The following is a 13,419-nucleotide window of genomic DNA, read 5'->3' as shown; positions in this document are numbered from 1 at the left end:
AGAGCTGCCGCAAAAAAACGTCAGAAACCCTGCTCTGCGGCGTACCCCAAATTGCTCTCACCTTTATAGTATAGCAGTTGAAAAAATATCAATCAAGTTAAAATATAAAAAAATCCCTCGCCAAAGCAAGGGATGTCCCCCGATAGGCCGTTTTGGCTCGGGCAGGTCTGTTGAAAATCAACTTCCATGGTTATATGCTGAAAATTTCAAATCAAATCCAATAATATATAATGTAGGGCAACTATCTTTTCTAAACCCTAATATTCTACAATTGGAAGAATTAAATCTAAAAATAAATATTTTTTCGTCTCCAGTTAGCTCGTACCCACTTGGTTTAATCTTAATCCTTGAGAATTCTAGTGTTTCAAAACCATAATTTTTATCTTGTTGAGACCAAAAAAGCCACGATTTTTGCGTTATTTCTAAAAGTCTTTTATGTAATGCATGCGCTAACGCGATAGGTTCGCACTTATCTTTTAAACTATATTGCTTATTAGTAGTCATATATCTATATGATATTGCAGGATATTGGTCACATTGCTTTTCCGACAGCGTAACTTTCGATTTCCCACTGACTCTATTTTTCTTACCTGGATTTCGAATGCTCATTTTTAATCAACGTACTCTTTTAAAAAATAATCCTTAATTGTTTCATTCGGAATTATACTATTTTGGTTTGTTGACTTCCATGGTGTTTCATTGTGAGTCATATTTCTTAATTTCCATGCTGAATATTGTCCGAAAACATCATAGACCTCTTCCAAAATTGTTTCAACATCATCATCGATTTTTGAAAAATCGAATTTTTCATCAAAAACAATTCCGTTTGCGCCATTCTCTTTGTATAGATGATACACATTTTCAACAACAGGGCCATGCTTCCAAGCTACAATAGGATCATCAAAAAGCGCCTGATCTCTTAGTGCCAAAAAACACCCTTGGGCATAGTACAGTAACTTTTGCAACTTCAAATTTGAAATGTATTCTGCATCACCCTCGTTCATCATCTCACGATTGTAAGCCAAAAACCATTTGGCTACATCTTTTGCAGACATTTTTACCTTTTCCATTGATTCATCCTCCTTTAGTCACGTTACCAAACGAAAAAACATTATACGTAACGTCAAACACGTATTGTAATCAATAACGTGTATATCCACATTATAGAAGATTTAAACCAAAAAGGCTATAGATAAATTGTAAAAAGTGGTTTCCGCTATTTTTGCACGCCTTAATCTTTTCAAAAAACAAAAAAAGCCGCCCCGAAGGACGGCCTGAATACACGAGAATTAAATCCCCAAAGCCGCTCTGGTTTGGTCACCGCAGATTCCATCCGCTTCCAGTCCATTTTTCGCCTGGAAGTCTTTCAGCGCAGCAATGGTAACCGGTCCCGCACCACCGTCAATGGCGACGTCATAGCCATGACGTTTTAGCGCCTCCTGAATCCGTGCGATCTCGGTCATGAGCGCAAGGTCCGTCTTAATCCCGTACTCACCATCGATGGTTAAGCCATGGAACCGCTGAATACACTCACAAGCGTATTGGCTCTCTGATCCGTAAAGCGCGTCTTCGGTTAATGGGCCCGTTTCTCCCCAGTAGCCACAGAAATTGCAGTCCCGCTGGAACTGGCGAATGTTTTCATCTGGGCCGTCACCATAAGAGAGGTAGTAGCTGCCGCTAAAAATGGAGGTAAAACCATAAGGGTTGTCGCTGCCTGGCTGCGGGCCTGGTGTCGACGTTGGTTCGGGGCTTGGCGCCGGAGCGTTCCCGTCGTAAGCGATGCCGAGATAATCTAGAATCCCATAAGCCACGGCCTGTCCGTAGGCACTCGCGTTCAATAACGTGTTAATATCTGCTCGAATCGAGCCGGTTTCGAAAATACAGGCGGTCATATCCGTATCCGCCACTTCCCAGTCGTCTCGCTTTAAGATACCGCGGGTGCCAATGCCCATCCTAAGCATCACAGAGGCGTTGATACACTGTGCCAGCCGATAGCCGCTGTCGCTGTTCGGATGCACAATCGGGAAGGTTCCAGACGGTGCCTCGTTCCAGTCGCAATGCAAAGAAACGTACAAATCCAGGCCATGTCGGTTCGCATAGTCCACACACGCGGAAATATTCATGTCGTTTTCCGGGTAGTCGGTGTGCACGTCGGCGCCGTATTGCCTCAAAACGTCAATGGCAGCGCCGACGATCGGCTGCATTAAACCGGCCTCGGTATAATTGCCATCGACGCACCCAGAATCCCAGTTTCCGTTACTGGACACACCATGTCCAATTGCTAAAAAGATACTTGCCATTACTTTTTACCTCCATTATTATTTTTTCAAAACGTCCTGAGCTGTTTCCTGAATGCTCGTTTTTGCCATAGTAACGTCGCTGTCCGTTGTCTTTGGCGTGGTGGGGTCTACCAATACACCCCAAGCCACTAAAAGCATTAAGATCGCGTTCACAGCGTCCTGAATCGGGCCAAAGTCGATAGTTAACCCAAACAGCGGCGCGATGCTCTGTCCAAAAACAACCAAAGCCGACAACATGCCGGCCCAGAATGGTAAACTCTTTAATCTTATTTTCCAGTTAATGTTCATTTTTTATTACATCCTCTCTAATTTCTAAATCTAACACACGTTCATACAGTTCTTTAGCCGTTCCATTGCCGCCCATCTCCCGGTAGGGTTCGTAAAGATGTTCCAAATTCTTTAAATCTGATATACACACCCATCCTCTGGAGATAAAAAAATGGCAGGCCTGATAGATCCGGTCATGCAAAATGCTTTGTATTCCCTCCTCCATGAGCTCGATGCGTTTCGTCTGTTCCCTAACCATTTTGCGGATCGGCTTTGTAAATATCCAGATTGCAGTAAGCCCGCCGACAATTTCGACAAGCAATCTAAAATAATCCATCCAATGTGTGGACCTCCTTTTCTCTTCTGACCTACATTTCTTCTTCCAGCATAAATTCAAGGGCCTGGAAGACTTCCAGACTTAAGTCATGGGTGGCGGTTTCCAAAATAACCTCTGGCACTGTGTGGATCGGTACATCATTTTCAATGCTCAACAGATCAATGAGTTCTTTCTGATAAGCATCGCCGCCCTCTGGGTATTCTTCCTGGAGTTTTGAAAACTCTTCATAATAGCAGTCGTATTCTTTAATAAAAATCTTTCTATTTTTATTCAGCGCATATGAAGCCTTTGCGGGCAAACGCACGTCGATAATCTCGCCGATTTGGTTGATGTGGTTAATGATTTCCTGGTTGGTCATTTTGACAGTATTCATTATTTTGCCTCACTTTCTGTTACTTTGTTCGCAGCAATCATTTCATCTTGAAGCGCGTAAACAGCGTCTTCAAAAGCAGTCTGATCTTTCATCATCTGGGTTCTGTTTTCTTTATAAGCAGCTCGGTCGATAATCGAACGAGTCACATCCATATTCTCTGGAGATTGGCTGTCGATCGTGGCACTAAAAATACAAACCTGTTTTTCTCCAACATATCCGTAAGCATTAATTGATCTTGTTTCTGTTTTGTTCTTTAACATAATAAATTCCTCCTAATTATTAATAATATGTAATTGTAAAATATAGATAGGCATCTCCGGTAAAAGACGGTCGAAACACTGCGATATCCCCTGTTGCTGCGCTGATCGAGACTTCCATTCCTACCTTTCGAGACGCATCCATAACAACAAAGGAGAAGTTTCTTTTAGGCCGAAAGCCAGCCGGTATTCGAGCAAAAGGAACATTCGTTGCACCTGAAAATTTTCCTGCACATACGCAGGTCAAAACATAAAAATTACCAAGGGCATTCCTGGTAACTTCGAATCCATTATCACCGACTTTTGCAAATCCGTTGAGACCTGTTAACGGTTGGGTGATGGTGCAGCCCGTTGCATATGTGGCTGGACTATTGAGCGGGTCTATTCCAATAACGCCTCCTGATCCGGTTAAGGATACCCATGTTTGTCCGTTACTCCTTTGCCCACATGCGATTGGTGCATAAGCCCCTGCCATCATCCGAACTTGACACTCTACATTATTGGATGTGCTTCCTACTGCCAGATCAACATTTGTTTTGCCATACAATTTGGCAGAATCAAATGTTTTCCCATTCCAGTTAATGCTTTCGTACTTCAACGACGCGATCTCAACCGCTGAGTTATTGCATATTTTTAATGTCTGTGTGCCCTGCATGGTCAGCGTCCCGGTCATTGCGACATTTCCGGCGCTGTCCACCTTGAAATTCTTGGTGTCGATGGTTCCGTTCGCCAAATTGATTTTCATTCCGGCGCTATTAGCAACATAGTTCTTTGATGTGATGGCCGTTCCATAGAATTTATCGGCGGTGATGGCCCCTGCGGCAATTTTGTCCGCGGTGATCTGTCCGGCTGCTATCTTGGCTGCGGTCACTGCGCCAGCTGCCAGCTGTGTCGCCGTGATGGCGTTGGCCGCGATTTGGGCTGCGGTGATCGTATTTGCCGCTATTTCATTGGCCGTCACTGCTTTTGCTGCGATCTTGGCTGTCGTGATGGCATCGGCGACAATCTTATCGGCCGTGACAGCACCCACCGCCAACTTATCCGCTGTCACTGCGCCTGCCGCCAGTTTGTCCGCATTGATGGAACCTGCGGCAATGGTCCCTGCTGTCACCGCATTGGCGGCAATTTTGCCAGCGATAACCGAGTTAGCTGCCAGTTTGTCTGCATTGATCGCGCCTGTGGCAATGGTCGAAGCTGTCACCGCGTTGGCTGCGAGCTTGCCAGCAATGACCGATCCCGCCGCCAGTTTTTCGGCTGTTATGCTTTCGGCGCTGATTCTTGCCGCCGCTAAGGTGCCCGTTGTGATCTTGCCCGCGTCTAAGTTCGCAATTAATGCATTCGTAATGGTGGCATTCGCAATGGCGTTTGTGCCAAGCTGCGCTGCTGCCCACTTGCTGCCATCCCAACGGTAAATCCTGTTTCCATCGTCGGTGTCAAACCAGGTGTCCCCGGTTTTTCGCCCCGTTGTCGGCGGCTGTGCGGTCTGGTAGAAGACGGTATTTTTGCCGTCCGCGCTGGTCTGGGCGGTGGCCGCTGCCTTTTTAGCCTGATCCGCAAGCGTATAGGCGCTGTCGGCTTTTGTCTGGGCGGTCGCCGCGTTCTGCTTTGCGGTATCCGCTGTGCTCTGGGCTGCGGCTGCTGCCTGAGCTGCTGCATTAGCCTTGTTTTGAGCTGTTGTGACCGCTTCCTGTGCAGCTGCGATTTCTTCCTCTGTGGCATCCACTCTGCCCGTAACCGCTGCCAGATTTTTTTCAGCAGCTTCCAGGTCTTTGGTGGCCTGGTCTGCGGCTGTCTTTGCCGCGCTGGCATTGCTCTGTGCTGCCTGCGCATCCTTCGTGGCCTGATCGGCTGCGGTTTTAGCGGCCGCCGCATTGGCTAAGGCGGTACTGGCGTTGCTGCCTGCCGTCGTGATACTGCTGTTTACGGCATCCGACAGAGCGCCTGAACCAAAAGGACTGGCAGACCATTTTGTCCCGTCCCAGACATAAGCCTTGTAGCCGTTTCCGGTATCAAACCAGGTGTCACCCTTTTTATTTCCGGTTAATCCGGGCTGGGTGTTCTGATAGTAAATCTTGTTTTTTCCATCAGCGGTGGTTTGGGCCTGCTGTGCCGCATTGGCTGCGCCTGTGATCTGGTCATTGACCTGCTGTGCTAATTTATCTCCTGTGATGGCCCCAGGTGCGATCTGTACCCCGTTGATGGTACCAACGGTAATATTGGCCGCGTTGAGGTTCACAACCTCGATCTGGGCAGCGTCCAGCCGCCCGGCGGTAATCTTGTTGGCTGTCAACCCAACGATTTTCGCATCGGTAATACTACCGTCTGCAATTTGTGTCGTACCAATAACACCTGTGCCGATCATCGCCGTGGTAATACAGCCATTCTTGATGTTGGCAAGGTCGATGTCTGCTTTGCCAATAAGAGCCGTGTCGATTTCTGCGACATCGGCTTTTAAGTTTTCAATGTCCGCTGTTACCGCAGAAAGGTCTCCAATCTCTGCCACGTCTGCTTTTAGTTTTTTAATATCTGCTTCCGTCACAGTCAGCTTATTTGTGATCGTCACATTTTCAGCTTCTAAATCACCAACTCGTGCTACCGCTGCGGAAGCTTCGCCAAGCGCTATATCCGCGGTATCTTTCGCGTCATTCGCTGTGCTATTGGCCGAACTGGCGGTTGTGTTGGCTGTGTTGAGACCTGTGGCCAACGTCGGTGTTGTGTAGGTTATTCGATCATCGGACCAACTGCATTTGTACCGGCTCCAGATGTATTTTCCAGGCTCCCAAGCTGGGCATACCGCCTGCCAACTTCCGCCGGCTGGCATGGCATCTGATGTTGACAAGTAGAACTGTTCTTCAATCGCAGTTGCGGAAACACCCTGCTCGCCCCCCGTTCCGTCAAGGACATGTGTGATGGTCACTTCGGCGGTTGTGAGCGTGCTGCCTTCTTTATTTTTGGCCGCAAGCTTATACACGGCTTTGCCAATGACGTCTGTCGCGGTGATTGTAATTGAAGGGGCGGCGACCGCCGTCTGGGGTGCATCTGCCCGAACCCAGGTTACTTCAACAGCGGCTGTTACATCCACATTGCCTTTTAGCACACGTGCGGTCAGGGTCGTCTCACCCTCGCCGTTTCGAAAGACCGTGCCGTTATTGCTTAAGATTTCCGCAGCGTAGGGCATTGCCGCTTGTATTAAAGCGTCTAAGCGTCCGGTTATGTCGGCAGACAGCTTATTTTCCAAAGCCTTGAAATTGGAAAAGACGTTTTTATTTTTTGTTGGGTCGGAAAAAGAAACCTCCTGCTCACTGACCCGTGCCTCCAAAAGCAGTGTTGGCACAAACTTGTCATCATGGATTTTAACGGTATCGCCAATTTCCAGTATGAGGCTGCCTTCCACCTCGTAAGTGACTGCCGGGACACTGATTTCTTTGAGTTTTGCCAGCGCCTGGCCATACAGCGTATTGACATTGTCTGTCTCGTATTCCCATCGGTATAGAATCCAGGGATCATCCTTTGAGGATATCTGCGCTGGGTATTCTTCGGCTGTTTGAGGGGCGTAGATATAAGGCTGGCCGCTGTGTGTGTAATATAAAACCCGGCCATCCGCGTCATATTCGGTCTTTTCAATCCCCGTGATGCTCAGGCCGTCTTTTCCCTGCGGATAGATGGCGTTGTACAACCCTGTCTTATCCACGGTCCGGCGGATACCATCGATTTCTTTTCCATAATACAAAGTGACATCCTGGCGCCGAGTGCCTACCCCTTGATGGGTGTCGTCATGCTTTTTATAGATATTTAATACAATACGGTTCAGGGTGCCATCGCGGTTCAGCTCTGTGACAAATTCGCATTCCGCGTCAAATTTATTCACCAGCGACAAAAGTCTGGCCAGTTTTGTATCGGTCCCTTCCCATTCAAGGGAACGGCTGTAATCCGAAACTTCATTGATCCCCAAAACCAGGTCACTGAAATTCTGCCCGCCAACAATATCGCTGTTGTTAAAATACCAAACAAAGGGTTTAGCACCATCCGATTTAAACGCTGGAGACATTTCGTTGAGCAGCTCGAGATTCAGATTTTCACAATAACAGGCTAAATCGTCCTCTGTTTCCTCTGTCCGCATGATATTAAACAGGTAGTCCTGTCCTTCGTATTGAAAGGAGACATAGTTCTTTTCCGTTAAGTACCTGTGCGCCGCATTGCCTGTTTTCGGAACCGAAAAATCAAAGGTGCTGGTGGCTTCCGTCAGATAGCGGTGCCAGACATCATCAAAAAAGTGAAGTGTCCCCGGCTTCTCGTTATCAATAAAAGCAACGCGCTGTAAGGTCTTATCGTGAATACTGATTAACATAACCTACAACCACCTCTTTCTATACTCAACTGTGATTTCAGGCGGTTCTTGGCACCAGCTGGAGGTATAAAACTCAATATCGGTTTCTCCGGGCGGCAGCGGATAAAAAGCACTCCCGGTCACCATTTCCTCGTTTCTGGGAAGTCCGCGAACCGTGATGCTGTCGCTCTCGCAGTCAACCACCACCTCGCTGCCGGCAGAATACCGGTTTGGCACATCCCGCTGCTTCTCAACACGATTCTTAACCCCGAGGATCTTCCCGACATTCATGACCGTCACATAATTTTGCCGCCCCGCATACTGGCCGATAAAAACATACACATACCGTACCTTTTTATCTTTAATGGCCGGTATATCTAACGTATAATAGGCTCCCCAATAAAAGAACCTTATCTTGCTGCCCTCTTTGAGAAGATCCTCATAGCCGCGGTGTCTAAAGGGGTTGTGTTCAAAATAGACCGTTGGTTGAAATTCAAATTTTCGATACCAGCCGCCGTTACTATCAGACACTGTACCATTTAAGAAAACAACACGCGCCGTATTACCCGTCGCGTCCGTTTTACTCACCTCAAAACAGGCGATAAAGTCGTTGTTCTCATCAGTCAGAGAGACTTGAATAATGCCTGTCTGACCTAGAGCACCAGTCATAAACTGGGACTGAAACCACAGATAGAAATTCTTAGCGCCGACCTCGCCCTCGCTGTCTGCCGGCAGCTCAAGACGCCAGCACCCACCAAAGATCCCACCGCTGCTTGTACCGTGAGCATCCAGATACAGTGTCTCATAATCCTCCGTAGCCGGATCCACCTTGTGGACATTGCCAACCTTTAAGGTGCCGTTGCAATTGAAACCTGGGTTTTGAGGATAGGTTCCAGTATAAGGTTTAAACGCCCCAAATCCGTCCGTCTCCGTATTAAAAAGCGTCTCGGACTGTTCATAGGGCGTGGTGTCCGCCTCCTCGATATTCCCCATCTCGAAGGCCCCTCCGGTGTGCACGATGCCGATATAGCCGTTCTCCGCCTTGTGTTTGATTCGATAAACTGGATAAACAGAGCCGCTACCGTCGTTGTTAACATGCGCTACCAACTTGCCCTCTTCCATCTTCGCTTGAACGGTGGTGATTAAGTCAGACTCAAGGTAAGGGTCTGCGCAGTAAAATTCGATCTCGCCAACCACGCTAAGACAGCCAGAATCCGGGGAATCAATCCGAGATAAGGTTCCCGTATAATGGGCGTTTGGTTCATCAGCAAAACGGAGCTTGTGGTTATCGCCACTACAAAAGGCTTTGAGTTTTCGGTAGCGTGCTATAAAGTTACGGGCTGTATAGGCTTCGAGTTTATAGCGTATGATAATGGTACGGCCTGCTTGGCGTTTTCCGTAGTATTCCATACCATCCATCCCAATAGGACGGTCTTCATCGGAAACGCTATACTCCAAGGACTCACGGCCAGAAACAGAGAGTGTTTTATATCCCTCAACAGCGTCTTCAATATAGACACCATCAAGAGAGATGGCTTCGTCGCTTGCATTTCTCGCATCATACATCCGTCAATACACCTCCTATCCGATTTCTACGTTTTTCGTCAAAATCATTTTTTTCCTTTGAATACTTTGCAGTGCCATATCCAACCTTCCGACCATCAAGAATTGCCTCCACAACCGCCTGTACCACAATCGGCCTTTTGGCTTCCTTTTTGGGCAGCTGTTCCGCGCTCGCAAGGGCACTCTTGCCGCGGAGCATTGATTGGCGAGGGACCACCGACACGGCCATTTCACCATCAAAGCGCGTAGACATAAGATCATCGGTTAAGCTTGATAGCGTCTTTTCTACGGCCGGAAATCCTTTCTGTAACCCTTTTGCAAGGGATTGCATGATCCACGCCCCATTGGGAACAAGAAGTGCCAAGTCGTAGGCTTTCGGTCCTTTGTGTTCAGCAATCCATGATCCGATGCCAGAAACAAAGTCTTTAACACCCTCAAAGGCGCTCACAAGCCCGTTTTTCAGGCCTTCGATTATGTTAGCGCCAGCGTCAAGCAGCCATGAACCGGCATCTGAAAAAAAGCCCTTGATCTTGCCCGGCAATCCGCCGACAAATTCAATCACGGTATTGGTTGCATTGGATGCGCCTGTTGATAAAGCGTTCCATATACTTGAGAAAAACCCTACGATTCCATCCCATAGACTTCGGATTGTGTCCCCTGCCCTTATAAAGAAGTCACTGATACTGGAAACGAGCGACTCAAACCCCGATGACACAACGCCCCAAAGCCATTGAAAAAAACCAACAAGGGCAGAAAAGCCCTCGGTAAGACCTGTCCAGAATGCTTGTATCTTATCAAAAATTGCCCTCCAGACCGCAGCCCATATTTGTTGCATCGCAACAAGGGCCGGCCCAAGAATATTTCCGATCCATGTCACGATCTGTACAATCCAGGCGACAACCTGAGAAAGAATTGGCAGAATAACATTTAGACCATCTACAATAACACCGAAGATAATCTCAATGATCGGGCCAAGTGTGTTACCAAGCATTTCCAGCAATGGTCCTATGGTTTCGGATATTTTCCCAAAAGACTCCGCAATTGCATCTCCAAGACCCGCCACGGAAATTGTATCGAAAAGGTCGGCAAAAAAATCAACGACATTTGTCACGGCTTCGATCAGGCCGTCAAAAAAATTCATGAATGCAGGGCCGATATTGTTGATGATTGGTTCAAAGGCCAATTTAGCAGATTCATAAAGTCTTCCAAAAGCGTCACCAAGTCCGCTTTCTTTTACTCTTTTAACCATTTCGACAACAACATCGCTAACCCCTTTTATGACACCGTTAATTCCTGCGAAAGCCTTACCGATGGTATCTTGGCCAATGGCGTCAAGCACGTTGGCAATCCCACGGGTTACAGCGGTTTTCATATTTTGCAGCTGCGTCCCGATGCCGCCTGTAGCGCTTTTAGCTTGTTCTTCAAACGACGCAAAGGCGCCCGTTCCCTCTGTGTTTAGCTTCATAATCATATCCATAAATTCATCCATGGATATGGTCCCGGTTCTCAATCCTTCTCCCAATTCATCCGCACTCATGCCCATAGCCTGTGCCACTTGATTGAGTTGAGCAGGCATAGCGGTTTGAAGCGAACGCCATTCTTCCATGTCCATTTTCCCTTTGGCATAGGATTGTGAAAGCTGCTCCATTGCTGCGCTTTGGATCTCAGTGGATGCGCCCCCCGCCAACAATGCGTTATTGAGTGCCAAAAACATATCCGTTGATTTGCCGACATCATTGTTTTTAGACGTAAATCTCTGAACGCTTGACGCCGCGGCATCAATGCTGGTGGGCAAACCGGTAAGCTTATCGCTCATTTTTGTAATGGCTGCCTGGGAAGCTTCAGCGCTAATGCCCATGTTCGACATGACTTTTGGGAAGTTGTTCATGATGTCCGTACGTTTAATCGCCCCATCAAGGGATGCAGATATGGCGCCGATGGCTTTCGATGTGATCGCCCCGGCTACCCCGGCAATTGCGCCAAAACCAGCAAAAGATTTGAACGATGAAGAAAATTTTTCAGAAAGTGTATTTGATTTTTTTGCAGTTTTGTCCAAGGAATCATTGTATTTATCTGTTGCTGTCTTTAGATTCTCTTTTGCCGTAGTTAATCTTTGGGTCGATGATTTTACATTATCCTGGGCTGAAGCAACATCCCTTTGTGCTTTTGATAAATTATTTTCAGCAGCTACAATTTTTGATGAACCACTTGCATGCTTTTCCCGAACTTCCGTTAGCTTTCTTTCTGCAGAATACACTTTATTCGCTGCTTCTCCTGCTCTGTTTTGCGCTGCTGTTAGGTTGTTTTCTGCGGCTATAACCTGGGGCGAACCACTTTTGTGCTTGGAATAAGCCTCAAACAATTTCGCCTGTGCCAATTCGACTTTTTTTGCAGCTTCAGCCGCCTTGTTTTGCGCCGTTACCAAATTATTTTCAGCTTGAATTATTTTTGACGAATCCGAGCTATACTGATTGCGAACTTCATTCAGTCTCGCCTCTGCAAGGAGCACCTTTTCTGCTGCGTCCGCTTCTCTTCTTCGCGCAGCGCTGACGGCCTGAGAAGCGCTTTCAACTTTCGATTTCAGGGAATCAAGTGTGCTAGTATTAATACCGCCAGTCATTCCGTTCGATAAACTCTTTCCGATCTTCTGACCTACGCCGGATAAGTTGATGCCTCCTAACTGTCCCGATATCGATTCCTGCGCTCCCTTAAGCGAGGGAATTAAAGTAATATAAGCCGACGCTAACTCAGTTGCCATTCTCCGTCACCCTCTTTCTGTGTAATATTTCTCGGCACTCCTCAACGGTTTTTCCTTCGCCTTTTGCTTCGGTTTTCCGCATTTCACCTGGCCGCATGACGCACTCCGGTTGGTTGCGCCCATTCATGCCATCCACAGTTGTAGACCAAAAAAAATAAGACAAGGTGTCCGCAATCCTTGCCAGCAAATGGTGCTCCACGTCCCAGGACAGCCTTTGATCCACAGCGCTCATACATCGCGATCTTAGTGGTAACATTGCTGCCAAATCGGCTGCCTCAGCGATTGACACTGTACAGCCGATGTCATCCGCGCTTATGTGATAATATTGCCTAAAATCGGCTCGTAACTCTGCGGGGTACCTTCTCATAAAAGTTGCGAGCCAAATCAGTTTTTTGCGCCTAATTCCTCCAGGACAGCGCCAAACCATTCCGACATTTTTTCAATGCTCAGTGTTTCATTATCGCCCTTCAATTCCGTTTTGATGCGGGTGTAATCATCCCCAAAAAGCTTCCTGAAAAGCGGAATAATCGCCAACGCATCACCTGCCTGGATGTCCGACATTGCCTCAATTGTTTCGATATCTTCTAACCTGGCCTTGGAAATCGAAACTTCTACGCCGTCCACTTTCACTTTATTAATATCATGAATTTTTTGTTCAGCCATTTTATCTCCTATTTCGCGCTTGCAATGTATTCATACGCGGTATTTCCGTCGCTGTCTGGTGCAGCCGATACTGTAATCTCGTAACCAATGGGCTCATTATCCTTGTAAACAACATCGCCCATTTCAATCACTTTGCCGACCGGCACGACAATTCGCTTTATTCTGTTTCCGGTGAGGATAACCTCCATAACGTACACATAAACGGACTTTTCTTTGCTGTTATGTTTAATGGACAAGCTCCCGGATTCAGGGTCCTCCGTGACATTCCCAGAACCGTAGGCCTGCTCCAATGAGGTCTTGTTTGTTTCGATCATCTTAAAAGCAAAGGTTTCCTCGCGCGATGTCTGTGTGTTTAACACAGTATCACCACCCCATGCTTTTACAGGTTCTGAATCGGTCGTGACAGCATTGGTAACGCCATCCTCGCTGATATATCCAACACATTTGTATGTTTCCGCTAACGGAGTCGCCGCGTCAGTTGGCACAGCTGCTCCTGAAGGTGCCACGAAAATTGCACCAGTCGCCAGCGGTTTCCCAACAGATACGTTTTTTGTTTCATTTCCCATGTCTTTTT

Annotated in this window: 13 protein-coding genes; all 13 read right to left on the bottom strand. The window is 47.3% G+C overall.

All coding sequences use genetic code 11. The features are described 5' to 3' along the window. Positions 1-177: 177 nt before the first annotated feature. Positions 178-609: a hypothetical protein gene (locus DW091_RS06270; RefSeq protein ID WP_118517682.1), complete on the bottom strand. Its 432-nt coding sequence runs from the start codon at positions 607-609 to the stop codon at positions 178-180. Between the two features lie 2 nt (positions 610-611). Then, entirely contained in the window at positions 612-1,070 is a 459-nt protein-coding gene (locus tag DW091_RS06265) for a type II toxin-antitoxin system antitoxin SocA domain-containing protein (RefSeq protein ID WP_199678138.1), read from the bottom strand. 219 nt (positions 1,071-1,289) lie between these two features. Next, positions 1,290-2,300 (bottom strand): peptidoglycan-binding protein, encoded by a 1,011-nt coding sequence (locus DW091_RS06260; protein ID WP_118517681.1) that lies wholly within the window; start codon positions 2,298-2,300, stop codon positions 1,290-1,292. Positions 2,301-2,318: 18 nt separating this feature from the next. Then, complete coding sequence (locus tag DW091_RS06255) at positions 2,319-2,588, bottom strand: phage holin (protein WP_118517680.1); 270 nt, start codon at positions 2,586-2,588, stop codon at positions 2,319-2,321. After that, a complete protein-coding gene (locus DW091_RS06250) occupies positions 2,578-2,904 on the bottom strand; it encodes a hypothetical protein (protein WP_118517679.1) in 327 nt (108 codons plus the stop codon). Before DW091_RS06250 ends, DW091_RS06255 begins: the two co-directional genes overlap by 11 nt. A gap of 31 nt (positions 2,905-2,935) precedes the next feature. Next, a complete protein-coding gene (locus DW091_RS06245) occupies positions 2,936-3,277 on the bottom strand; it encodes a hypothetical protein (protein ID WP_118517678.1) in 342 nt (113 codons plus the stop codon). Further along, positions 3,277-3,537: a hypothetical protein gene (locus tag DW091_RS06240; protein ID WP_118517677.1), complete on the bottom strand. Its 261-nt coding sequence runs from the start codon at positions 3,535-3,537 to the stop codon at positions 3,277-3,279. Before DW091_RS06240 ends, DW091_RS06245 begins: the two co-directional genes overlap by 1 nt. 19 nt (positions 3,538-3,556) lie before the next feature. Beyond that, positions 3,557-7,882, bottom strand: coding sequence for a phage tail spike protein (locus DW091_RS06235; RefSeq protein WP_118517676.1), 4,326 nt, complete (start codon positions 7,880-7,882; stop codon positions 3,557-3,559). Between the two features lie 3 nt (positions 7,883-7,885). Continuing rightward, on the bottom strand, positions 7,886-9,427 hold the full coding sequence (locus DW091_RS06230; protein ID WP_118517675.1) for a distal tail protein Dit: 1,542 nt from the start codon (positions 9,425-9,427) through the stop codon (positions 7,886-7,888). After that, complete coding sequence (locus DW091_RS06225; protein WP_118517674.1) at positions 9,420-12,182, bottom strand: tape measure protein; 2,763 nt, start codon at positions 12,180-12,182, stop codon at positions 9,420-9,422. Before DW091_RS06225 ends, DW091_RS06230 begins: the two co-directional genes overlap by 8 nt. Next, positions 12,172-12,438: a DUF5361 domain-containing protein gene (locus tag DW091_RS20080; RefSeq protein ID WP_158577846.1), complete on the bottom strand. Its 267-nt coding sequence runs from the start codon at positions 12,436-12,438 to the stop codon at positions 12,172-12,174. Before DW091_RS20080 ends, DW091_RS06225 begins: the two co-directional genes overlap by 11 nt. A gap of 128 nt (positions 12,439-12,566) precedes the next feature. After that, the gene (locus DW091_RS06215) at positions 12,567-12,845 is read right to left on the bottom strand and encodes a hypothetical protein (protein ID WP_118517672.1); all 279 of its coding nucleotides are present in this window, start codon (positions 12,843-12,845) and stop codon (positions 12,567-12,569) included. An 8-nt stretch (positions 12,846-12,853) separates the two neighbouring features. Continuing rightward, a complete protein-coding gene (locus tag DW091_RS06210; RefSeq protein ID WP_118517671.1) occupies positions 12,854-13,411 on the bottom strand; it encodes a phage tail protein in 558 nt (185 codons plus the stop codon). Between the last annotated feature and the right edge of the window lie 8 nt (positions 13,412-13,419).

The sequence above is a fragment of the Eubacterium sp. AM05-23 genome, from assembly GCF_003477535.1.
Lineage (GTDB): Bacteria > Bacillota > Clostridia > Eubacteriales > Eubacteriaceae > Eubacterium > Eubacterium maltosivorans.
The sequence above is the reverse complement of the archived record's forward strand: the minus strand, read 5'-3'. Positions and strand labels throughout refer to the sequence as shown.

Bases quoted from the DNA above. Each gene is read 5' to 3' on its own strand.
- DW091_RS06270 (WP_118517682.1), bottom strand. From the start codon at position 609: ATGAGCATTCGAAATCCAGGTAAGAAAAATAGAGTCAGTGGGAAATCG.
- DW091_RS06265 (WP_199678138.1), bottom strand. From the start codon at position 1,070: ATGGAAAAGGTAAAAATGTCTGCAAAAGATGTAGCCAAATGGTTTTTG.
- DW091_RS06260 (WP_118517681.1), bottom strand. From the start codon at position 2,300: ATGGCAAGTATCTTTTTAGCAATTGGACATGGTGTGTCCAGTAACGGA.
- DW091_RS06255 (WP_118517680.1), bottom strand. From the start codon at position 2,588: ATGAACATTAACTGGAAAATAAGATTAAAGAGTTTACCATTCTGGGCC.
- DW091_RS06250 (WP_118517679.1), bottom strand. From the start codon at position 2,904: ATGGATTATTTTAGATTGCTTGTCGAAATTGTCGGCGGGCTTACTGCA.
- DW091_RS06245 (WP_118517678.1), bottom strand. From the start codon at position 3,277: ATGAATACTGTCAAAATGACCAACCAGGAAATCATTAACCACATCAAC.
- DW091_RS06240 (WP_118517677.1), bottom strand. From the start codon at position 3,537: ATGTTAAAGAACAAAACAGAAACAAGATCAATTAATGCTTACGGATAT.
- DW091_RS06235 (WP_118517676.1), bottom strand. From the start codon at position 7,882: ATGTTAATCAGTATTCACGATAAGACCTTACAGCGCGTTGCTTTTATT.
- DW091_RS06230 (WP_118517675.1), bottom strand. From the start codon at position 9,427: ATGTATGATGCGAGAAATGCAAGCGACGAAGCCATCTCTCTTGATGGT.
- DW091_RS06225 (WP_118517674.1), bottom strand. From the start codon at position 12,182: ATGGCAACTGAGTTAGCGTCGGCTTATATTACTTTAATTCCCTCGCTT.
- DW091_RS20080 (WP_158577846.1), bottom strand. From the start codon at position 12,438: ATGTTACCACTAAGATCGCGATGTATGAGCGCTGTGGATCAAAGGCTG.
- DW091_RS06215 (WP_118517672.1), bottom strand. From the start codon at position 12,845: ATGGCTGAACAAAAAATTCATGATATTAATAAAGTGAAAGTGGACGGC.
- DW091_RS06210 (WP_118517671.1), bottom strand. From the start codon at position 13,411: ATGGGAAATGAAACAAAAAACGTATCTGTTGGGAAACCGCTGGCGACT.